A 19,335-nucleotide genomic window follows, 5' to 3' on the forward strand; every position below is an offset into this window, starting at 1 on the left:
TTATTGAATATAATTAATTTTAGGTATATTTTTAATATGATAGAGGTGGATAATAATTATGGAAAAAATAATTCAAGAACTAGTAAATACTTTAACAGATGATCAATTTTTAGAATTTTATGAAAAAGTCAAACAACAAGCAGAATTAATAAAAAAACAAAAACGTTTAAATGAAATTGATCAAAAATTTAGAGCACAAGGTATTAAATGCCCTAAATGTGAATCTTACCACTTCGTTAAAAATGGACATAATTCAGAAGGAAAACAAAAATATTTATGTAAAAATTGTCATGCAAGTTTTGACGCTTTTCATAATCATTTTATTTATTGAAGTCATTTAAATTATGAACAATGAAATTTATTGATTCAAATTTCATTGCTGGGGCAATCTAGTAAAATAATTTCTCGTTTTATTAAAACTACATTAAAAACTGCTTGATATAATCGTCAAAAATTAATGAAATCAAAACAATTAGAAAATACCCAATTAAAATTTAAAAAATTATCTGGTAAAATCCAAATCGATGAAACATTTATTAAAGAAATTAATAAAGGAAATTTCAAACATAAAACTGATCCACGAAGAATTTACCTTGACCCATTAGCAACTAATACTAAATGTTGTATTCAAATGGCGGTTGATAATAATAACAATATTTATGTTAAATCTACAAACACCAAACGTTTACAAAAACAATGAGTTATTGAAAATATGAACAAAGAATTAATTAACCAAAATTCAATTATTACTTCTGATATGCAAAAATTATATTTTTTAGTAGCAAAACAAACAAATTCTACTTTATGTGTAACTAAAACAACAATTAATCCTGAAGCTAGTTATCGTAACTTAAATAAAATCAGTAAATTACAATCTAGTCTTAAATAATCCTTAATTCATTATCATGGTTTAGGTTTTACTAATATTCAAAATTATTTAAATCTCTGAAAATGAAAATACCAACATAAGGGTTTAACTCCAAACCAACAAACAGCGGTATTATATTTTAATGTATAAAAAATTAAAGTAAAAATAGTAATTTTACATAAAAGCCTTTTAAAATTATCAAGTTGATGATTTTTTTTATTTTATCAAGAGTTTTCGACAAAATTAAAAAAAATTTTTTATTGTTGCTAATTATTTAAAAAAACTAAAAATTAATCAATTAGATGCAATTTTTATTTCTCACGATCATACTGACCATACAAGTAATTTAGAAACGATTGTTAATGTGGTTAATGTTAAAAATATTTATGGTAGTCGTTCATTTTGTGAACGCTATCAAGGCAAAGCAAGCAAAAAACGACCAAAGCAATGAAAGATTTAAAAATTATTGTGCAAGACGTTAAGCCAAGTGATAATATCTTAGGTTTATCATTTGATAATTTAACTTATAAAATTCAGGACTTTATTAATAGCAATTCAAGTAAAGATGAAAATAATCAAAGCTTAGTATTATCTTTTGTTTATCAAAATCAGCCGTTTTTATTAACAGGCGATACCGAAAAGAAAGTAGAACAAGAGTTATTAAAAAAGAATTTGCTTTCAGAAGTTAATTTTTTACAAGTAGCCCATCATGGTAGTAAAACATCAAGTTCATTGTCATTTTTAAATAAGATTAAACCTAAATTTTTAATTTTGTAGAAAACTCTTGATATTTATTGAATATACTTAATTTTAGGTATATTTTTAATATGATAGAGGTGGATAATAATTATGGAAAAAATAATTCAAGAACTAGTAAATACCTTAAGAGATGATCAATTTTTAGAATTTTATGAAAAAGTCAAACAACAAGCAGAATTAATAAAAAAACAAAAATGTTTAAATAAAATTGATCAAAAATTTAGAGCACAAGGTATTAAATGCCCTAAATGTGAATCTTGCCATTGCGTTAAAAATGGACATAATTCAGAAGGAAAACAAAAATATTTATGTAAAAATTGCCGTGCAAGTTTTGACGATTTTCGTAATCATTTTATTTATTGAAGTCATTTAAATTATGAACAATGAAATTTATTGATTCAAATTTCATTGCCGGGGCAATCTAGTAAAATAATTTCTCGTTTTATTAAAACTACATTAAAAACGGCTTGATATAATCGTCAAAAATTAATGAAATAAAAACAATTATAAAATACCCAATTAAAATTTAAAAAATTATCTGGTAAAATACACATCGATGAAACATTTATTAAAGAAATTCAGAAAAGAAATTTCAAACATAAAACTGATCCACGAAGAATTCACCTTGACCCATTCGCAACTAATACTAAATGCTGTATTCAAATGGCAGTTGATAATAATAACAATATTTATGTTAAATCCACAAACACCAAACGTTTACAAAAACAATGAGTTATTGAAAATATGAACAAAGAATTAATTAACCAAAATTCAATTATTACTTCTGATATGAAAAAATTATATTTTTTAGTAGCAAAACAAACAAATTCTACTTTATGTGTAACTAAAACAACAATTAATCCTGAAGCCAGTTATCGTAACTTAAATAAAATCAGTAAATTACAATCTAGTCTTAAAGAAGCCTTAATTCATTATCATGGTTTAGGTTTTACTAATATTCAAAATTATTTAAATCTCTGAAAATGAAAATACCAACATAAGGGTTTAACTCCAAACCAACAAACAGCGGTATTATATTTTAATGTATAAAAAATTAAAGTAAAAATAGTAATTTTACATAAAAGCCTTTTAAAATTATCAAGTTGATGATTTTTTTTTATTTTATCAAGAGTTTTCGACAAAATTAAAATAAAATTATTAATTATTTAAAAAATTTAATGATTACGATATAATTACTATGTAATTTAAAGATAATCATAAAGAAGGTAATTATTTTGCAAGGATTTTTAACTAATGAAAAAGATTATATTAATATTTTAGGACAAAATTTAGCAATTCAATATTTAATTATTTCTTGTATTATTATTGGGGTAGTATTTATTGCAATTATTAGTGCAATTTTATTGGTTATTAACTATCGCAATCGTAACCTGAAAAATTCAGCTTGAGAAAAATTTAAAAATGAAAAATTAATTTATAATATTGAATCAGAAGTAATTAAAATGGGGCAAGCATTAAAAAATAAATAGTTATATTTTTATAAGGTAGGCAATAGATATGTCATGAAAAGAAAAAATAATGGATAAGTTTTTTAATAAAGCAGAACAAAAACGATTTAATGATAATAAATTAAAGGCAGAGCAACTTGATCCGTATTTTCCTTATGAAAGAAAAAAAAAGCAAAATGATGTTCCCCGCGTAATTAATCGTTATGAGTTTACAGTTGATGATAAAAAATATTTTAATTCTGGTATTAATAAAGAACCGCCACCATATTATGAAGAAAATTATAGTTTACCAAAAGCAAGAGTTTATAGTCCTAAAAATGGTTATAGTCGTGAATTGGGGGGTAGTCCGTACCAACAAAATTCGCCAACAATAACCTCTTATCAATATCCTCAACCACAACAACCAATTTTAGATTCATCACCTAATGATTTTTTAGAGGATAATCATAATGATTATAGTCCAACTTTATATCAAAAAGCATATCAAGAACCATATTTATCATATGATGAACCACGAGGACAAGAGACACCGTATCGTCCTTTAAGTTTAAAAACTATTCCTAAAGAAATTGCTAATGAGGTTCGTAATGAAAAATATCGTTTGGTTTTAATAATGATTATTGGTTTTTTAGGAATAATTGCTTCGTCAATACCATTAATTTTGTGATTTTTAAAGCAACAAAATATTGTTATTGACAATGAAAATTTAATTCCGCATCCAACTTTGATGATACCGTTATGTGTTGTGTCATTAGGTTTATTTTTTATTTCTTTGTTTGATTGAATTAAAATTAAAAAAGAAGTGGAAGGATATTTAAAAAAAGCTAAATTAGGAAATAACGTTATTCCTAATTTCATTATTGCTAATTATCGAAAAATGCATATCCGTAGTATTATTATTAATTGAGTAGCTTTTCCTTTGTATATTATTGGTGCTGCAATTATTGCTATTCTTTATGGATTATCAGGCGCAACACAGCCAAAACTTTTTGGTTTTTTAATTTTAGATATGACGATTAGAGATTTAATAACAGAAATTATTATTCTAACAGGAATATTATTTGCCTTATTTTTTTTACAAGTATTAAATATTATTTTTGTTCGTAAAAGAAAAGCTAATATTATTGGTTTTTATGGTTATGAAATTATTAATCCTTATGAAATGCATGAATTAAAGCGAATAATAAATCGTCGCTGTTTATGAACTTGATTAACAATTATTGCGATTATGTTTTTTGTTATTGCGATTCCGATTTGATTATTACGAAGAAAAAAAAATAAGGTTGCTTCAAGTTAAAATGTATTTTCATTTATTTGTAAATCTTTTTATTAGTAATGATGGAAATTATCACTTGCAAAATATTAATCAAAAATTAATTGTTAAACAAGATTTTAATATTATTATTGATAATATTGAACAAGAAATAATTTGTGAGCGAGAAAATTTACAGCAATTACAAACAATATATATTGCTGTTAATTGTTCTCGTGACCTTGATTTTGAACAATGACAGCGAATTTTAAATATATTACAACCATTAGCAAGGAATATTATTGAATATAATTTAGAATTACATTGTAATAATACTTATGAATTATTTTTGTTATGAAATAGTTATGGTGTTAATCGGTTAATATGAAAAGTAATTTCATTTAGTTGGGCGGTATTTTTACAAAATAATTATTGTGATAATATTAATTATGTTAAGCAAATTAATAAAGCATTAGTTAGTGGTTTTAAAAATCAAGCAATTGATTTATTTTATAATTTAAAAGGTTCTTCTAAAGCTGTTATTGAAAATGGTTTAAATATTTTAAGAAAATTGCCTGTTAATCATATTAGTTATTATGAAGCTGATAATAATTGTGTTGTGATTACATATCAATGATTGAAAAATATTTTAAAACAAAATGGTTATTTACCTTATGAGAAAAATAATTTTATTACTAATAGAGGCATTAAATCGCAACATCAATATAGTTATTGAACTTTACAAAATTATTTAGGTGTTGGCATGGGCGCTAGTTCTTTTCATAAAAATTCACAAATAGTTATTTGCCAAAATACTAATGAATATCCATTATGGCGACAAACAATTACTAAAATTACAAAACAAGAATATTATGGACAAATTTTTATTATGGGGTTAGGACTAATTGAAGGCGTTGATTTGCGAATAAAGCAAAATCAAGTAGCTTATGAATATTTTAAAAATGCGATTAATAAACTAATAGTAAAAAAGAAACTAAATATTAAAAATAATTTTCTTTTTTGTTATCAAGATGAGTGAGAAAATTTAGATGAGATTTTATTATCATTTATTTAATATCGCAAACAAGTTATAATGAAGAAAGAAATATCAATTGCTGGTTTATTTCAGTCGGTAGAACACAGCCATGGTAAGGGTGAGGTCAAGAGTTCAATTATCTTAACCATAACCATTGGAGAGTTGTGTGAGTGGTTTAAACAGTCATCTTGGAAAGGTGATGAATTCGAAAGGATTCCACGGGTTTGAACCCCTTACTCTCCGCCATAAAATGAAATATAATAAATAAATATTTATAAAGGGGTTTTTATTAAAAAAAGGATTATTTTAGATGAAAAAGTTAAATTACATAATGGTATTATGATGCCAGTTATTGGTTTTGGAACATATAAAATTGAAAATAATGAATTAGGTAAGGAAGTGATTTTAGAAGCTTTAAATCAGGGTTATCGTCATATTGATAAGGCTAAAATTTATGGGAATGAACAAATCGTTGGGCAAGCAATTAAAGAAAGTAAGATTTATCGCAGTGAAATTTTTGTTACGACTAAACTTTGAGATAATGAATTAACAAAAGAACAGTATTTACAAGAGATTGATAGCTCATTATAAAAATTAGGTTTGGAATTTGTTGATTTATTTTTAATGCATTGACCGTGAAATAATCGTAAAATTTCTTGAGAAGTATTAGAGGAAATATATCGCGCTAAAAAAGCTCGCGTGATTGGTGTTGGTAATTTTAATATTGAGCAGTTAGAACAATTAAAACAAGATGCTAAAGAATTGCCAGTTGCTAATCAAATTGAGTTTCATCCGGGATTAAATCAAACAGAATTAAGGGCATATCATCAAAAAAATAATATTGTAACTATTGGTTGAGGAACAATGAAATATCATGACTCTTTACCAGAAACTTGTGAGCAGATTGCTCGTGAATATAATAAAACAATTCAACAATTATTTTTACAATGAGCTTATCAACATCAAAGTTTAATAATTCCCAAGTCAATGCATAAGACGCGGATTATTGAAAATAGTGCGATTGATGATTTTAAAATTAGTGATGAACATATGAAGTGAATTGATAGTTTACCACAATCACGAAAAGGCCCTGATCCTAATAATTTTTATTTTGGAAATTAGAAAAAACCTTGTAATTTTACAAGGTTTTTTCTAATATATTGTTAGCTTTAAACTAATGAAGAGTCAGATTTTAAAGCTACTTCTAAATTGTTTCCTGCGGTTAATAAATAAGAATGAAGCATATCTTTTTCAATACTATTTAATTTATTTAACAAAATGCTATCAATTTGTTCTTTGATTAATGCCGCCTTTTTAATGATTTCTTGTGCTTTAGGAGTTAAAGTTAATAGTTTTGAACGACGGTCATTAGCAAGAACTTTACAAGTAATATATCCCTTTTTAACTAATGTTGATATCACGGCTGATGTGTCAGCTTTGGATTTGCAAAGTTCTTTTGCAACATTAACAATAATGGGTTTATCTTTGATCTTATCAATTACTAATAAAATATTTATATGTACAGGCATTAGATTTTTAATTTCTAATTTTCTTAATAAGTCAATGTATAACTTTTCTTTAAGTTGCGAGATTTTATATAATAGATCTAGATGATTTATCATTGTCATTCGTTAGACCGCCTTTTTGTTGTTTTCTCTTCATAATATAATTATATAATAAATTATCAAAATAATTCAAATATATTTTTTTAATTTTGTCGAAAACTCTTGATATTTATTGAATATACTTAATTTTAGGTATATTTTTAATATGATAGAGGTGGATAATAATTATGGAAAAAATAATTCAATAACTAGTAAATACTTTAACAGATGATCAATTTTTATAATTTTATGAAAAAGTCAAACAACAAGCAGAATTAATAAAAAAAACAAAAACGTTTAAATGAAATTGATCAAAAATTTAGAGCACAAGGTATTAAATGCCCTAATGTGAATCTTTACCCACCTAACAAAACTTTATGCATCCAATACAATTTAATAAGTTGTATTATTAAACTATGATTTTCCTTAATTAAATCTTTTCGTTCACCAATTATTCGTAAAAATTCAGCTTTAATATGGGCAATTTTACCCTTTCAATCAGTTTTAGAACCCGTAAAAGGTTTAATATCCTTTAATTTATTTTTACCAAAACTATTAACTAACTCATCCAATTTTTGTAAATCAGCATTTAAAAGTGCTAATTCATCTCGGTATTTTTTAATCTTAATTTCTAATTCGACCTTAATATTTTCTAATTGTGCAATAGTTAAATCAATATTTTTATCAAGATTTTTTATTTGATTAGTCAAATCATTAATTTTATTCACTAAAATTTGTTTTTCAACGCGAAATAAAGTCTTATTAACAATTTCATCAAAAATAATATCTTTAACAATTAAGTTTTGTTCTGTGGTAATTGGCGCTTTAACAGCTTGCGCTGTTAAAGTAACCCCTGCCCCAACTGTAAAACTAGCTACAATTAAAAGATTTAAAATATTTAAAAGATTTTTAAACATCATAATATTGCCTCTTATTGTTTGAAGTCGTTAATTAACTTTTCTAAGTTATCAACAGCAGTTTCTAATTCAATTTTAACGGCTTTACCAGTATCAATCGCTATTTGTAAAGCATCTAAAGCCTCATTAGCATCCTTAATTTCTTGCTTATTTGTTTCATTTTCAGTATTAAGCTTAGTTTTTTCTTTAATTATTCTTTCAAACTCAGCTTTAATATGATCAACTTGTTCTTCGAATTTCGCTTCTTCTTTTACTTTTTTAAGTTTTTTTAAACTACCTTCTTTACCAAAAGTAGCAACTAAATCAGTAATTAACTTAACTTGTTTTGTATATATTTTAATTTGGTCATTTAATTTAGTAATTTTTTCATCCTTCTCAGCTAATTTATCATTTAAAGCTTTTTCTTTTCTAACTCGGTAGTCTTCAAGAGCCTTAACATAACTTAAAGCACTAGTTTTTTGACTTTCAAATTCAGCTAACTCTTTAATTACAACAACTGTATCATTTTATTTAATCGCATCATATTGTATTTTAAATTCTAGTAATAATGTATCATTATTTTCTCCAATAGTTATAATATTAATTAGGTTATCAATCTTACCTTTTACTGCTTTAAATGCTTGTTTTTGTACATCATATTAAGTTTCAAAAGTTTTAATTCTTGTCTTTAAAGTATTAACAAAACTTGTTCTAAGCTGTTCAATTGCTTCTTGACTTGTGATTTTATCAAAAGTAACTGTCCCTGTTGAACAAGCAACTAAACCGATTGTCGCTGTTCCTAAACATAATGTAATACTAGTTAAAGCCATTAATAAACGATTTGTTCCATTCATATTAATATTTTTCCCTCTTTTTTTAATAATTTGTTCAGTATAAACTGAAACTTTCTTTTCCTATTTTATACCTTTAGCTCGTTAATATATACATTAAAAATAGGAAAATGTCAACATTTCTGCTTCTGAGGCTACTCTTGATGATAGACTTGATATACAAGACTTTTAGGAAGATTTCGCATGTTTGCTACTTCCTTAATTGCTTGTTTAATAGTAATATTTTGCTTTTTAGCTACTAAGATAATGTGGTCTTTAATAGTTAAAGAACGATAATCAACCACCACCTCATATCCTTTAACAATTAACACAAATTCACCCTTTAATGAAGTTAAATCAAGGTTAATAATATCATTTAATGGCATTCGATAAATAGTTTCATACATCTTTGTTAACTCTCTTGCTAAACAAACATCGCGATTACCTAAAATTTCTTTCATTGCCCTTAATGTTTTTTCTAAATGATACACGCCAACATAAAAAATTAACGATTCAGAACGATATTTTAATTGTTCAACTTGTTGTTTAAGTTTTTCTACTTTGCGGTCTAAAAAACCTCAAAAAGAAAACGGATATGGTGGTAATCCCGAACAAACTAAAGCATTTAATAACGCACTAGAACCACTAATACTAACAACATTATATTCCTTAGCAATTACTGCTTGGACTAATTGATATCCGGGATCCGATATTAATGGATAGCCAGCATCACTTAGCAAAGCAACTGATTGATTATTATTTAAAAATTGTAATACTAAATCAATTCGTTCTTTTTCATTATGTTGATGTAACGAAATAAGTTTTTTCTTAATATTAAAATGTTGTAATATTTTCTTACTTACTCTTGTGTCTTCACAAAAAATTACAACAACCAATTGTAAAGTTTCTGCAATCCGACTATTTAACTCTTTTAAATTGCCAATTGGTGTTGCTACTAAATATAGTGATGACTGCTCATTACGAAAACTTTTCTGAATCATTATTATCTTACCCTATTCTCTTTTAGGAAAAACCCGTTCATAAATAATATTAACATTACGAACAAAATAATTAATATCAAAACATTTTTCTAATTGCTTATCATCTAAATATTTAGAAATTTTATATTCTTTAACAACTTCCTTAAAATCTCGTTTTTCTTTTAAACTAGCGAAAGTACACTCTTGTAAAAAATCATAAATTTCTTCACGAGAAAATTGGGTTTTCTTAATAATTTCTAATAATAATCTTTGACTAAAAAAAGTATTAAATGTTTTTTCAATATTTAAAGCAATATTTTTTTCATTAACTTCTAAAAGATTAAGAATCGCATTCATCCGCTTTAAAATAAAATGTAATAATGAAAATGTTCCACTAATAATTATTCTTTCATTAGAACTATGCGAAATATCTCTTTCATTTCATAACAAATTATTTTCATAAGCAACAACACTATTAGCACGAATCAGACGCGCTAACCCACAAATATTTTCGCTCCCAATTGGATTTTGTTTATGAGGCATCGCACTAGAACCTTTTTGGTTTAATAAAAATCCTTCGCGAATTTCATCAACTTCACTTCGATGACTATGACGAATTTCAAGAGCAATTTTTTCTAATGTGGAAGCAATATTTGCAAAAACACTAAAAAGAAACGCATGCCGATCTCTTTGGGTTACTTGTGTTGAAATATTATCAACCCCTAATTCTAACTCTTGTCTGACAAAATCCTCCACAACTGGTTCAACATTCGCATAATTACCAACCGCACCAGAAATTTTAATAACTTCAATTTGCTTACGCGCTAACAAAAATCTTTCCACTTGCCGATTAATTTCTTCATACCATAAAACAAATTTTAAACCAAAAGAATTCGGTTCGGCAAATATGCCGTGTGTTCTGCCAATACAAATTAAATTCCGATATTTTAACGCTTTTAGTTTTAAATTATCTAATAATTTTTGCAGTTCTTTAGCAATAACATCGTTTGCTTGCTTAATTAAATAATTTTGGGCGGTATCAACAACATCAGTTGAAGTTAATCCTAAATGAATTCAGCGTTTTTCATTTTCTAAACTATGTGATAACATTCTTGTAAAAGCAACCATATCATGTTGTGTTTGCTTTTCTAAACTATTCATTAATTTTAAATCAACTTTAACTTTTTTCAATTTTTTTAAATCAGATTTATCAATTAATCCTAAATTGCCTCAGGCATCACACACTAATAATTCTACTTTTAATCAAGTATCATATTTCTTTTCTTCGCTTCAAATCACTTTCATTTCTTTTGTTTGATAACGCTTAATCATCTTTATTCCTCCTTTATGGAAATAGATTTATAAAATTACTAACTGCTTTGTAATCATTTCTTTAATATTATCATTAGTTAATATTGCGACTAGTTGTAAAGCAAACTTAATTGCAACACCAGCTGATGATGCCGTAATAATATGACCATCAATAACAACCGCTTCACTGCTAATAATTTTAGCAGTTTCTAAACCATTGAAAAACTCAGGATAAACACTAATATTCTTATTATTAGCAATGCCTAACAATCCTAAAATTTGCGGGGCAGCACAAATCGCAGCAATAAATTTATTTTGTTCATTAAATGTTTTTAATAAGTTCATTAAATGTTCATTTTTTTGTAAATTATTAACACCCGTCGCTCCACCAGGTAAAATTAACATCGCATAATCATTAGGCATTTGACTAAAATAATAATCACTTTTAATAGTAATATTATTAGCACCCACAATAAAATCTTTATTTTCACTACTAATAATATCAATATTAATTTTTGCTCTTCGTAAAATATCAATAACAGTTATTGCTTCAATTTCTTCATAACCAGTTGCTAAAAAAATTGCTACTGTTGCCATTAATTAAAACCTCTTTTTTCTTAAAATATTTCAGTTAATAAAATTGTTTGTTCGCGATCTGGACCAACAGAAAACAATGCTAATGGTAAATTAACTAATTTACTAATTGTTTGTAAATAAATTTTAGCATTTTCAGGTAACTCTGCTCACGATTTTACTTTTGTAATATCCGCTTCTCAACCAGCTAATTCCATATAAACTGGTTGACATTTTTCATACTCTTCAATATCGGCGGGAATATAATTAATTTTTTCACCCTTATAAATATAAGCAACACATAATTTTAATAATTTAATATTGCTTAAAACATCTAAAAGCATAATTGCTAATGATGTAAACCCATTAACACGACTTGCATGTTGTAAAACAACAATATCTAATCAACCAATCCGGCGTGGTCGTAATGATACCGTACCATATTCTTTACCAACTTCTCTAATTGTATGGGCCATTTCAGCATTCATCTCTGTAATTAATACACCACTACCAACACGAGTATTATATGGTTTACTAATTGCTAATATATTATTAACCATTCACGGAGCAATTCCTGCCCCAACAGCAATTGATGATGCTGAGGGATTAGAACTAGTAACAAAAGGATATGTTCCGTGGTCAATATCTAGCATTACCCCTTGGGCGCCTTCAAATAATACTTTTTGATTTGCTTTAATTAAATTATTTAATAATAATGAAGTATCACAAACATATTGTTTAATTACCGCATATCACTCTTGACATTGTTTTAATAAATCATCTACTATAATATGCAAATTATCTTGATATATTTGTTTTAAAATATCTTCTTTAATCGCAATAACATTTTCTAATTTTGCTTTTAATGTTAATGGATTTTCTAAATCACAAATTCTAATGCCTACTCTTGCGATTTTATCTTCATATGTGGGCCCAATGCCTCTTTTAGTTGTCCCAATAATATTTTTTCGCTTTGCTTCTTGATATTCATCAATTTTTAAATGATATGGCATAATGATATGGGCACGATTTGAAATTTTTAAATTACGACACAAAAAACCCTTATCTTGTAAGCTTTTAATTTCTATAATTAACTTTTCTAAATTAATAACACAACCATTAGCAATAATATTAATTGCTTGCCCATTAAATATCCCTGACGGAACTAAATTTAACTTATATTTTTCATTATTAAAAACTATTGTATGACCAGCATTATCGCCACCAGCTCAGCGAACAATAATGGCACTATTTTGCGCAAAATAATCACTTATTTTGCCTTTTCCTTCATCACCTCATTGACTACCAATAATTGCTAATGTATTTCTCATTTCATTACTTCCTTTAATTATTTTATTATTACTTCTATTTTACTACAAAACTTAATTATAAATATTCATAACTCTTTCAAAATTAAAATCAACAACAAAATCATCAATAATATTTAAAACTTTATTAACAGTGTCGTCAATGATTGGTTGTTCCTTATTAGTAAATTTACCTAAAACCCAAGAACTAGTATCATAAGCATTATCTTTACCAATACCAATTTTAATCCGTTTAATTTTATTACTATTTAAACTATTAATAACGCTATTAATACCGTTATGACCACCGCTACCACCGCTATGCCGTAATTTTATAACTCCAAGTTGTAAATCAACATCATCATAAATAACAATGATATCGGATATTGCAATTTTAAAATAATTAGTTATTGATGAAACACAATATCCTGATAAATTCATATATGTTAATGGTTTTAACAAAATAATACTTTCATTATTTTTAATCGTTTTACCATATTGACCATCCATTTTTTTACTATCTAACTTAATATTTCATTTTTTAACTAAAGCATCAATAATTTGAAAACCAATATTATGTCGCGTATGGACATATTTTTTATCAGGGTTTCCTAGACCTACAATTAATTTCATTTTTTTAACCTTTCGAAAAAAATTCATTAAATAAACAAAACTCGCTAGAATGCGAGTTAATTAACTATTACTCCTTTAAATTTGATAATTTTTTTGAGTGAGTAGCATATATTTCTGACAATGATTCACAATTAATAGAAGCATTAATAATCTTCGCTAAAAAACCAGCAATAGAAATTATTTTTAAACCAGTAAATTTTTTTGCTTCTAACAATTCAATTGAATTAGTAACAACAACTTCATTCACAATACCGCTAGCGACCGCATTTTTTAACCCTTCCACAGCGTTACCACTAAATATTGGATGCGTGGCAGCAATATAAACAGTTTTGGCACCAGCATCTTTTAATGCTTTCGCTGCATTAACAATGGTACCACCCGTATCAATCATATCATCAATAATAATACAGTTTTTATCTTTAATATCACCAAGCACAAATTCAACTTCACTAACATTAGGTTCATGGCGTTTTTTAACAACAACTGCTAATTCGCCAGGTAAATAAGTTGTTAAATGTCGCGCTCGGGCAACACCACCATGATCTGGCGATACTACAACAACATTATTAAGTTTTTTTTCTAAAAAATATTCCGCAAAATCATGACTTGATCGTAAATCATCAACAGGAATATCAAAAAAACCTTGAATTTGTGATGAATGAATGTCTACTAACATAATCCGATCAGCACCAGCGCCAGTTAACATATTAGCTACTAATTTGGCAGTAATTGGTTGTCGCCCTTTTGCTTTCCGATCTTGTCGTGCATAACCAAAATATGGAATTACAACATTAATTTTATTAGCTGATGCTCGTTTTAAAGCATCAATAAAAATTAATAATTGCATTAAATTTTCATTAACTGGAAATGATGTTGATTGAATTACATAAACATCTTTACCACGAACTGACATTAAAGATTCAACAGAAATTTCACCATCTGCAAAATTATTTACTTTTGCTTCCTGTAAAGGAACTTTAAGAATATTACAAATTTCTTGTGCTAATTTTTTACTGGCATTCAATCCAAAAAAAGCAACATGCTCATAACTATTATTCGCCATTAAATGACCTCCTCGTTAATATTATATTACCATTATCTTTAATAAAATGGTATAAATTGATAAACTGTTCAATTGTTAACTGCTCGCTTCTAATGGTTAAAGGTAAATTTAATTTTAAAATTAATGATTCAGAAATTTGTTTATGATTAGTAATCAGATTTAAATTATTAAGTAAAGTTTTTCTTTTCATAGCAAATAATTTACGAACAAAATCATTAAATTCTCTTTCATTATCAACTTGATAATTTTTTTGTAAAGCAAAATGAACAATTCAACTATCAACACTAGGTTCAGGAAAAAAATTATGACGACTTACTTTTAAAGTAATATTCACTTTACTATAATACTGACAAATTACACTTAAATTACTATATGCTTTATTATTTGGTAAACTAGTAATTCTTTGAGCTACTTCCTTTTGCATCATTAATGTAAAACTCGTAAAATATTGAACATTATCTAATAATTTAAATAAAATTGGTGAAGTTAAATAATATGGTAAATTAGCAACAATATGAATTCGTTTAATATTAACAAAATGTTCTTTAATTAATAATGGTAAATTAACATTTAAAAAATCATCATTAATAAGTTTAAAATTTGCTTCATTTTTAAATTGTTCATTTAAAATTGGAATTAATTTTTTATCAATTTCAATGCTAACTACTTTTTGTGCCTTTTTTAAAAGACTAACTGTCATTATTCCTAATCCGGTTCCAATTTCTAAAATGCCATCAGTATTCTCGCATCTAAAACTATTCGTAATTTGATTAACTATTTGTTCATTATTTAAAAAGTTCTGTCCTCATTTTTTCATCGGATGTAAATTATATTTTAAAAGTACTGCTTGTGGTTTCATTTTCAAATCCTATAATAGTTTTTTATATTATATAATTATAACATAGTAAATAAAATATTATTAAATTTTTAATAAAAATTGGCCGCGTTTAGTTTTCTTGGGTATTGTTTTGAAGAAGTAAAACAATCAGCTAATTATATTATTTAATTACTAAACTAACCCTGCCTTTCCTATTATTTTCATTTTTATTCATTACCATTCTGTCATATTATTGAATTTTTACACAATAAAAATTATTTTAATTTTGTAGAAAAATCTTGATATTTATTGAATACACCTAATTTTAGGTATATTTTTAATATGATAGAGGTGGATAATAATTATGGAAAAAATAATTCAAGAACTAGTAAATACTTTAACAGATGATCAATTTTTAGAATTTTATGAAAAAGTCAAAAAACAAGCAGAATTAATAAAAAAACAAAAACGTTTAAATGAAATTGATCAAAAATTTAGAGCACAAGGTATTAAACGCCCTAAATGTGAATCTTACCATCGCGTTAAAAATGGACATAATTCAGAAGGAAAACAAAAATATTTATGTAAAAATTGCCGTGCAAGTTTTGACGCTTTTTGTAATCATTTTATTTATTGAAGTCATTTAAATTATGAACAATTAAATTTATTGATTCAAATTTCATTGCCGGGGCAATCTAGTAAAATAATTTCTCGTTTTATTAAAACTACATTAAAAACGGCTTGATATAATCGTCAAAAATTAATGAAATAAAAACAATTATAAAATACCCAATTAAAATTTAAAAAATTATCTGGTAAAATACACATCGATGAAACATTTATTAAAGAAATTCATAAAGGAAATTTCAAACATAAAACTGATCCACGAAGAATTCGCCTTGATCCATTCGCAACTAATACTAAATGTTGTATTCAAATGGCAGTTGATAATAATAACAATATTTATGTTAAATCCACAAACACCAAACGTTTACAAAAACAATGAGTTATTGAAAATATGAACAAAGAATTAATTAACCAAAATTCAATTATTACTTCTGATATGCAAAAATTATATTTTTTAGTAGCAAAACAAACAAATTCTACTTTATGTTTAACTAAAACAACAATTAATCCTGAAGCTAGTTATCGTAACTTAAATAAAATCATTAAATTACAATCTAGTCTTAAAGAAGCCTTAATTCATTATCATGGCTTAGGTTTTACTAATATTCAAAATTATTTAAATCTCTGAAAATGAAAATACCAACATAAGGGTTTAACTCCAAACCAACAAACAGCGGTATTATATTTTAATGTATAAAAAATTAAAGTAAAAATAGTAATTTTACATAAAAGCCTTTTAAAATTATCAAGTTGATGATTTTTTTTTATTTTATCAAGAGTTTTCTACAAAATTAAAAACAAATTATACTTTATGTGTAACTAAAACAACAATTAATCCTGAAGCTAGTTATCGTAACTTAAATAAAATCAGTAAATTACAATCTAGTTTTAAAGAAGCCTTAATTCATTATCATGGTTTAGTTTTTACTAATATTAAAAATTATTTAAATCTCTGAAAATGAAAATACCAACATAAGGGTTTAACTCCAAACCAACAAACAGCGGTATTATATTTTAATGTATAAAAAATTAAAGTAAAAATATTAATTTTATATAAAAGCCTTTTAAAATTATCAAGTTGATGATTTTTTTTATTTTATCAAGAGTTTTCGACAAAATTAAAACAAAATTTTATTTTTATTCATAATGCTTTTTAAGTTGTAATTCCTTTAAATATAATGGTTCTAAATCATCAACATTAGTTACTTTTTTACATAAATGTTTAATTTGTAAAAAATTTTCTACTACATCAACCCGATGATAACCTTCAATTAACTTAAAATTTTTTCATTCTTTTTTCAATAATAATAAATTATTTCTTGTAACCACTTGTTCCAAAACCATCGGATTAAAATTATCATAAACCGCAACAAAAAATTGATCAGTTTTAGCATTAATAACACTAATCGCCTGCTTGTTACCAACTTGCAATAATAAACTATTCGTAACAAAAACTTGCAAGGTCTCATTAACAGCTTTCATTGTTTTCGCAATTGTAATCCCCACCCGAATTCCAGTATAACTTCCCGGACCAACAGTTAAATATAAACTATCAATATCAAATCAACTTAATTTATGATTAGTTAACATTTCATCTATTAAAATTGTTGCCTTCTCAGTGTGTTTTTGATGATTTCAAATTTGTAAACTATCTAATAAACCACGATCATCTTGTAAAATAATTACTAAATATCCATTTGTTGTATCTAAAAATAATGTTTTCATTATTCCTCGCCTTCATTTAATGTTCATAAAATATTTAAACCAGTAAAAATTAAATCATTAATAAATTGATAATCTTGCAAAATATCTTTAACAAAAAAATAATTACCACCTAATATTATTACTACTGAATCTTTTAATTGTTTTTGATAAATTTCCACAATACCTTTAATTGCCATCGCATGACCACAAATAATACCAACGCTTAAACAATCTTTAGTATTCTTGGCAATCATTTCTGGTGGCAAAAATCAAGGATCTTTTTTTAATAAAGCTGCTTTTTCAATTAAAGCTTCACCACTTGTTAGTAATCCTGGCAATATTGCACCACCAATAAACTAATTATCTTTAATACACGAAATTGTTGCTGCTGTCCCCATATCAATAATAATTATATTACGATTTGGATAAACACTAACAGCCCCTGCCGCCGCCGCTATTAAATCAGCGCCCAAAGTAATAACATCATCTAAAATAAATTTAAAATTTTTTTTAACACACTATCAACAAGTAAATAATTCCAACAATATTTTTCAACTAATAATTCAATTACCGAATTAAATTGCGGTTTAACACCACTAACAATACATCGTTGAATTTTTAATAAAAATGGTTCAAGAAATTCTTCCATACAAGATAATAATTTATCAACATTAATATTACTAGATAATTGCTCATAAAATACTTTTTGATTTTCTTGATAAACACCTAAATGAATTAAACTATTACCAATATCAACTAATAACTTCATAAATATCCTCCTTTGCTAACCTATTTTATTAATAACCTTAACAATTGGTAAAATAATTAAAGTTGTAATCATAAGTTCTGGTAAATAATTTGTTGCTAATGCTAATCAAATAATATATTGCAACACATTAAGATTAGGAAAAAACGCAGCTCCTAAAAAATAAATCATTGCTAAAAGGGCGTATAACAAAGATGTAGAGAATGAAAAAGACTTTTTTTCATTCAATTGTAAATTTATTATACATTTATTAATCAAAACTGCAAAAAACTGGTCGCGTTTATTTTTCTTAGGTATTGTTTTGAAGAAGTAAAACAATCAGCTAATTATATTATTTAATTACTAAACTAACCCTACCTTTCTTGTTATTGTCGTTTTTATTCGTTACCATTTTATCATATTATTGAATTTTTACACAATGAAAAATTTTTTTTAATTTTGTAGAAAACTCTTGATATTTATTGAATATACCTAATTTTAGGTATATTTTTAATATGATAGAGGTGGATAATAATTATGGAAAAAATAATTCAAGAACTAGTAAATACTTTAACAGATGATCAATTTTTAGAATTTTATGAAAAAGTCAAACAACAAGCAGAATTAATAAAAAAACAAAAACGTTTAAATGAAATTGATCAAAAATTTAGAGCACAAGGTATTAAATGCCCTAAATGTTAATCTTACCATTGCGTTAAAAATGGACATAATTCAGAAGGAAAAAAAATATTTATGTAAAAATTGCCGTGCAAGTTTTGACGCTTTTCGTAATCATTTTATTTATTGAAGTCATTTAAATTATGAACAATGAAATTTATTGATTCAAATTTCATTGTAGGG

General features: G+C 25.6%; 26 protein-coding genes, 2 tRNA genes and 2 pseudogenes. 16 read left to right on the forward strand and 14 right to left on the reverse strand.

Annotated elements, in window-relative coordinates; genetic code table 4:
• Positions 1-58 precede the first annotated feature (58 nt).
• From I5Q57_RS04665 to I5Q57_RS04720, 11 genes and pseudogenes are all read left to right on the forward strand, one after another.
• A complete protein-coding gene (locus tag I5Q57_RS04665; protein ID WP_215825452.1) occupies positions 59-889 on the forward strand; it encodes an IS1/IS1595 family N-terminal zinc-binding domain-containing protein in 831 nt (276 codons plus the stop codon).
• Positions 890-1,142: 253 nt separating this feature from the next.
• Positions 1,143-1,328: an MBL fold metallo-hydrolase gene (locus I5Q57_RS09890; RefSeq protein ID WP_369806573.1), complete on the forward strand. Its 186-nt coding sequence runs from the start codon at positions 1,143-1,145 to the stop codon at positions 1,326-1,328.
• Positions 1,316-1,645 carry a ComEC/Rec2 family competence protein gene (locus I5Q57_RS04675; protein WP_215825453.1) on the forward strand — a complete coding sequence of 110 codons (330 nt, stop codon included), beginning with the start codon at positions 1,316-1,318 and terminating at the stop codon, positions 1,643-1,645. Before I5Q57_RS09890 ends, I5Q57_RS04675 begins: the two co-directional genes overlap by 13 nt.
• Before the next feature lie 72 nt (positions 1,646-1,717).
• A complete protein-coding gene (locus tag I5Q57_RS04680) occupies positions 1,718-2,125 on the forward strand; it encodes an IS1/IS1595 family N-terminal zinc-binding domain-containing protein (protein WP_215825454.1) in 408 nt (135 codons plus the stop codon).
• Between the two features lie 36 nt (positions 2,126-2,161).
• Positions 2,162-2,677 carry a transposase gene (locus I5Q57_RS04685; protein ID WP_256444931.1) on the forward strand — a complete coding sequence of 172 codons (516 nt, stop codon included), beginning with the start codon at positions 2,162-2,164 and terminating at the stop codon, positions 2,675-2,677.
• Positions 2,678-2,862: 185 nt separating this feature from the next.
• Positions 2,863-3,117 carry a hypothetical protein gene (locus tag I5Q57_RS04690; protein WP_215825455.1) on the forward strand — a complete coding sequence of 85 codons (255 nt, stop codon included), beginning with the start codon at positions 2,863-2,865 and terminating at the stop codon, positions 3,115-3,117.
• Positions 3,118-3,145: 28 nt separating this feature from the next.
• Positions 3,146-4,393 (forward strand): MSC_0882 family membrane protein, encoded by a 1,248-nt coding sequence (locus I5Q57_RS04695; protein WP_215825456.1) that lies wholly within the window; start codon positions 3,146-3,148, stop codon positions 4,391-4,393.
• Complete coding sequence (locus I5Q57_RS04700) at positions 4,380-5,423, forward strand: hypothetical protein (RefSeq protein WP_215825457.1); 1,044 nt, start codon at positions 4,380-4,382, stop codon at positions 5,421-5,423. Before I5Q57_RS04695 ends, I5Q57_RS04700 begins: the two co-directional genes overlap by 14 nt.
• A 38-nt stretch (positions 5,424-5,461) precedes the next feature.
• A tRNA-Thr gene (locus tag I5Q57_RS04705) sits at positions 5,462-5,538 on the forward strand.
• 2 nt (positions 5,539-5,540) lie between these two features.
• Positions 5,541-5,630: transfer RNA gene (locus I5Q57_RS04710), tRNA-Ser, on the forward strand.
• A 96-nt stretch (positions 5,631-5,726) separates the two neighbouring features.
• Positions 5,727-6,506: pseudogene (locus I5Q57_RS04720) on the forward strand (aldo/keto reductase).
• Between the two features lie 47 nt (positions 6,507-6,553).
• Here I5Q57_RS04720 and I5Q57_RS04725 read toward each other — a convergent pair.
• Positions 6,554-7,012, reverse strand: coding sequence for a MarR family winged helix-turn-helix transcriptional regulator (locus I5Q57_RS04725; RefSeq protein WP_215825460.1), 459 nt, complete (start codon positions 7,010-7,012; stop codon positions 6,554-6,556).
• A 142-nt stretch (positions 7,013-7,154) separates the two neighbouring features.
• On the opposite strand from I5Q57_RS04725, the gene I5Q57_RS09670 reads away from it, so the two are divergent.
• Positions 7,155-7,289 (forward strand): hypothetical protein, encoded by a 135-nt coding sequence (locus I5Q57_RS09670; protein WP_256444872.1) that lies wholly within the window; start codon positions 7,155-7,157, stop codon positions 7,287-7,289.
• Between the two features lie 55 nt (positions 7,290-7,344).
• Here I5Q57_RS09670 and I5Q57_RS04730 read toward each other — a convergent pair whose 3' ends face one another.
• The 9 genes from I5Q57_RS04730 to rsmA form a co-directional block, all read right to left on the reverse strand.
• A complete protein-coding gene (locus tag I5Q57_RS04730) occupies positions 7,345-7,908 on the reverse strand; it encodes a coiled-coil domain-containing protein (RefSeq protein ID WP_215825461.1) in 564 nt (187 codons plus the stop codon).
• Between the two features lie 635 nt (positions 7,909-8,543).
• Positions 8,544-8,738, reverse strand: a complete 195-nt coding sequence (locus tag I5Q57_RS04735; protein ID WP_215825462.1) for a hypothetical protein — start codon at positions 8,736-8,738, stop codon at positions 8,544-8,546.
• Between the two features lie 131 nt (positions 8,739-8,869).
• The gene (gene rsmI, locus I5Q57_RS04740) at positions 8,870-9,715 is read right to left on the reverse strand and encodes a 16S rRNA (cytidine(1402)-2'-O)-methyltransferase (RefSeq protein ID WP_215825463.1); all 846 of its coding nucleotides are present in this window, start codon (positions 9,713-9,715) and stop codon (positions 8,870-8,872) included.
• A 12-nt stretch (positions 9,716-9,727) separates the two neighbouring features.
• On the reverse strand, positions 9,728-11,026 hold the full coding sequence (purB, locus tag I5Q57_RS04745) for an adenylosuccinate lyase (protein ID WP_215825464.1): 1,299 nt from the start codon (positions 11,024-11,026) through the stop codon (positions 9,728-9,730).
• A 27-nt stretch (positions 11,027-11,053) separates the two neighbouring features.
• Positions 11,054-11,602, reverse strand: a complete 549-nt coding sequence (locus I5Q57_RS04750; RefSeq protein ID WP_215825465.1) for a DJ-1 family glyoxalase III — start codon at positions 11,600-11,602, stop codon at positions 11,054-11,056.
• A gap of 20 nt (positions 11,603-11,622) precedes the next feature.
• The gene (locus I5Q57_RS04755) at positions 11,623-12,909 is read right to left on the reverse strand and encodes an adenylosuccinate synthase (protein WP_215825466.1); all 1,287 of its coding nucleotides are present in this window, start codon (positions 12,907-12,909) and stop codon (positions 11,623-11,625) included.
• Between the two features lie 51 nt (positions 12,910-12,960).
• Entirely contained in the window at positions 12,961-13,518 is a 558-nt protein-coding gene (gene pth, locus I5Q57_RS04760; RefSeq protein WP_215825467.1) for an aminoacyl-tRNA hydrolase, read from the reverse strand.
• 67 nt (positions 13,519-13,585) lie between these two features.
• The gene (locus tag I5Q57_RS04765) at positions 13,586-14,581 is read right to left on the reverse strand and encodes a ribose-phosphate pyrophosphokinase (RefSeq protein ID WP_215825468.1); all 996 of its coding nucleotides are present in this window, start codon (positions 14,579-14,581) and stop codon (positions 13,586-13,588) included.
• On the reverse strand, positions 14,571-15,440 hold the full coding sequence (gene rsmA / locus I5Q57_RS04770) for a 16S rRNA (adenine(1518)-N(6)/adenine(1519)-N(6))-dimethyltransferase RsmA (protein ID WP_215825469.1): 870 nt from the start codon (positions 15,438-15,440) through the stop codon (positions 14,571-14,573). Before rsmA ends, I5Q57_RS04765 begins: the two co-directional genes overlap by 11 nt.
• A gap of 322 nt (positions 15,441-15,762) precedes the next feature.
• On the opposite strand from rsmA, the gene I5Q57_RS04775 reads away from it, so the two are divergent.
• The gene (locus I5Q57_RS04775; RefSeq protein WP_215825470.1) at positions 15,763-16,170 is read left to right on the forward strand and encodes an IS1/IS1595 family N-terminal zinc-binding domain-containing protein; all 408 of its coding nucleotides are present in this window, start codon (positions 15,763-15,765) and stop codon (positions 16,168-16,170) included.
• A 36-nt stretch (positions 16,171-16,206) separates the two neighbouring features.
• Positions 16,207-16,722 carry a transposase gene (locus I5Q57_RS04780; protein WP_501985959.1) on the forward strand — a complete coding sequence of 172 codons (516 nt, stop codon included), beginning with the start codon at positions 16,207-16,209 and terminating at the stop codon, positions 16,720-16,722.
• Positions 16,723-17,162: 440 nt separating this feature from the next.
• Here the strand turns inward: I5Q57_RS04780 and tsaB are convergent, their stop codons facing one another.
• From tsaB to I5Q57_RS04805, 4 genes and pseudogenes are all read right to left on the reverse strand, one after another.
• On the reverse strand, positions 17,163-17,750 hold the full coding sequence (gene tsaB / locus I5Q57_RS04785; RefSeq protein WP_215825471.1) for a tRNA (adenosine(37)-N6)-threonylcarbamoyltransferase complex dimerization subunit type 1 TsaB: 588 nt from the start codon (positions 17,748-17,750) through the stop codon (positions 17,163-17,165).
• Positions 17,750-18,202, reverse strand: a pseudogene (locus I5Q57_RS09675) (type III pantothenate kinase). Before I5Q57_RS09675 ends, tsaB begins: the two are co-directional and overlap by 1 nt.
• A 14-nt stretch (positions 18,203-18,216) precedes the next feature.
• Entirely contained in the window at positions 18,217-18,498 is a 282-nt protein-coding gene (locus I5Q57_RS09680; RefSeq protein WP_215825474.1) for a type III pantothenate kinase, read from the reverse strand.
• A gap of 15 nt (positions 18,499-18,513) precedes the next feature.
• Entirely contained in the window at positions 18,514-18,666 is a 153-nt protein-coding gene (locus tag I5Q57_RS04805; RefSeq protein WP_215825475.1) for a hypothetical protein, read from the reverse strand.
• 345 nt (positions 18,667-19,011) lie between these two features.
• Between I5Q57_RS04805 and I5Q57_RS04810 the strand changes: the two genes are divergently transcribed.
• Positions 19,012-19,176 (forward strand): hypothetical protein, encoded by a 165-nt coding sequence (locus tag I5Q57_RS04810; protein ID WP_215825476.1) that lies wholly within the window; start codon positions 19,012-19,014, stop codon positions 19,174-19,176.
• Between the two features lie 19 nt (positions 19,177-19,195).
• Positions 19,196-19,333, forward strand: a complete 138-nt coding sequence (locus I5Q57_RS04815; protein WP_215825477.1) for a hypothetical protein — start codon at positions 19,196-19,198, stop codon at positions 19,331-19,333.
• Positions 19,334-19,335 lie beyond the last annotated feature (2 nt).

This window comes from Spiroplasma endosymbiont of 'Nebria riversi' (assembly GCF_018831625.1).
Lineage (GTDB): Bacteria > Bacillota_I > Bacilli_A > Mycoplasmatales > Nriv7 > Nriv7.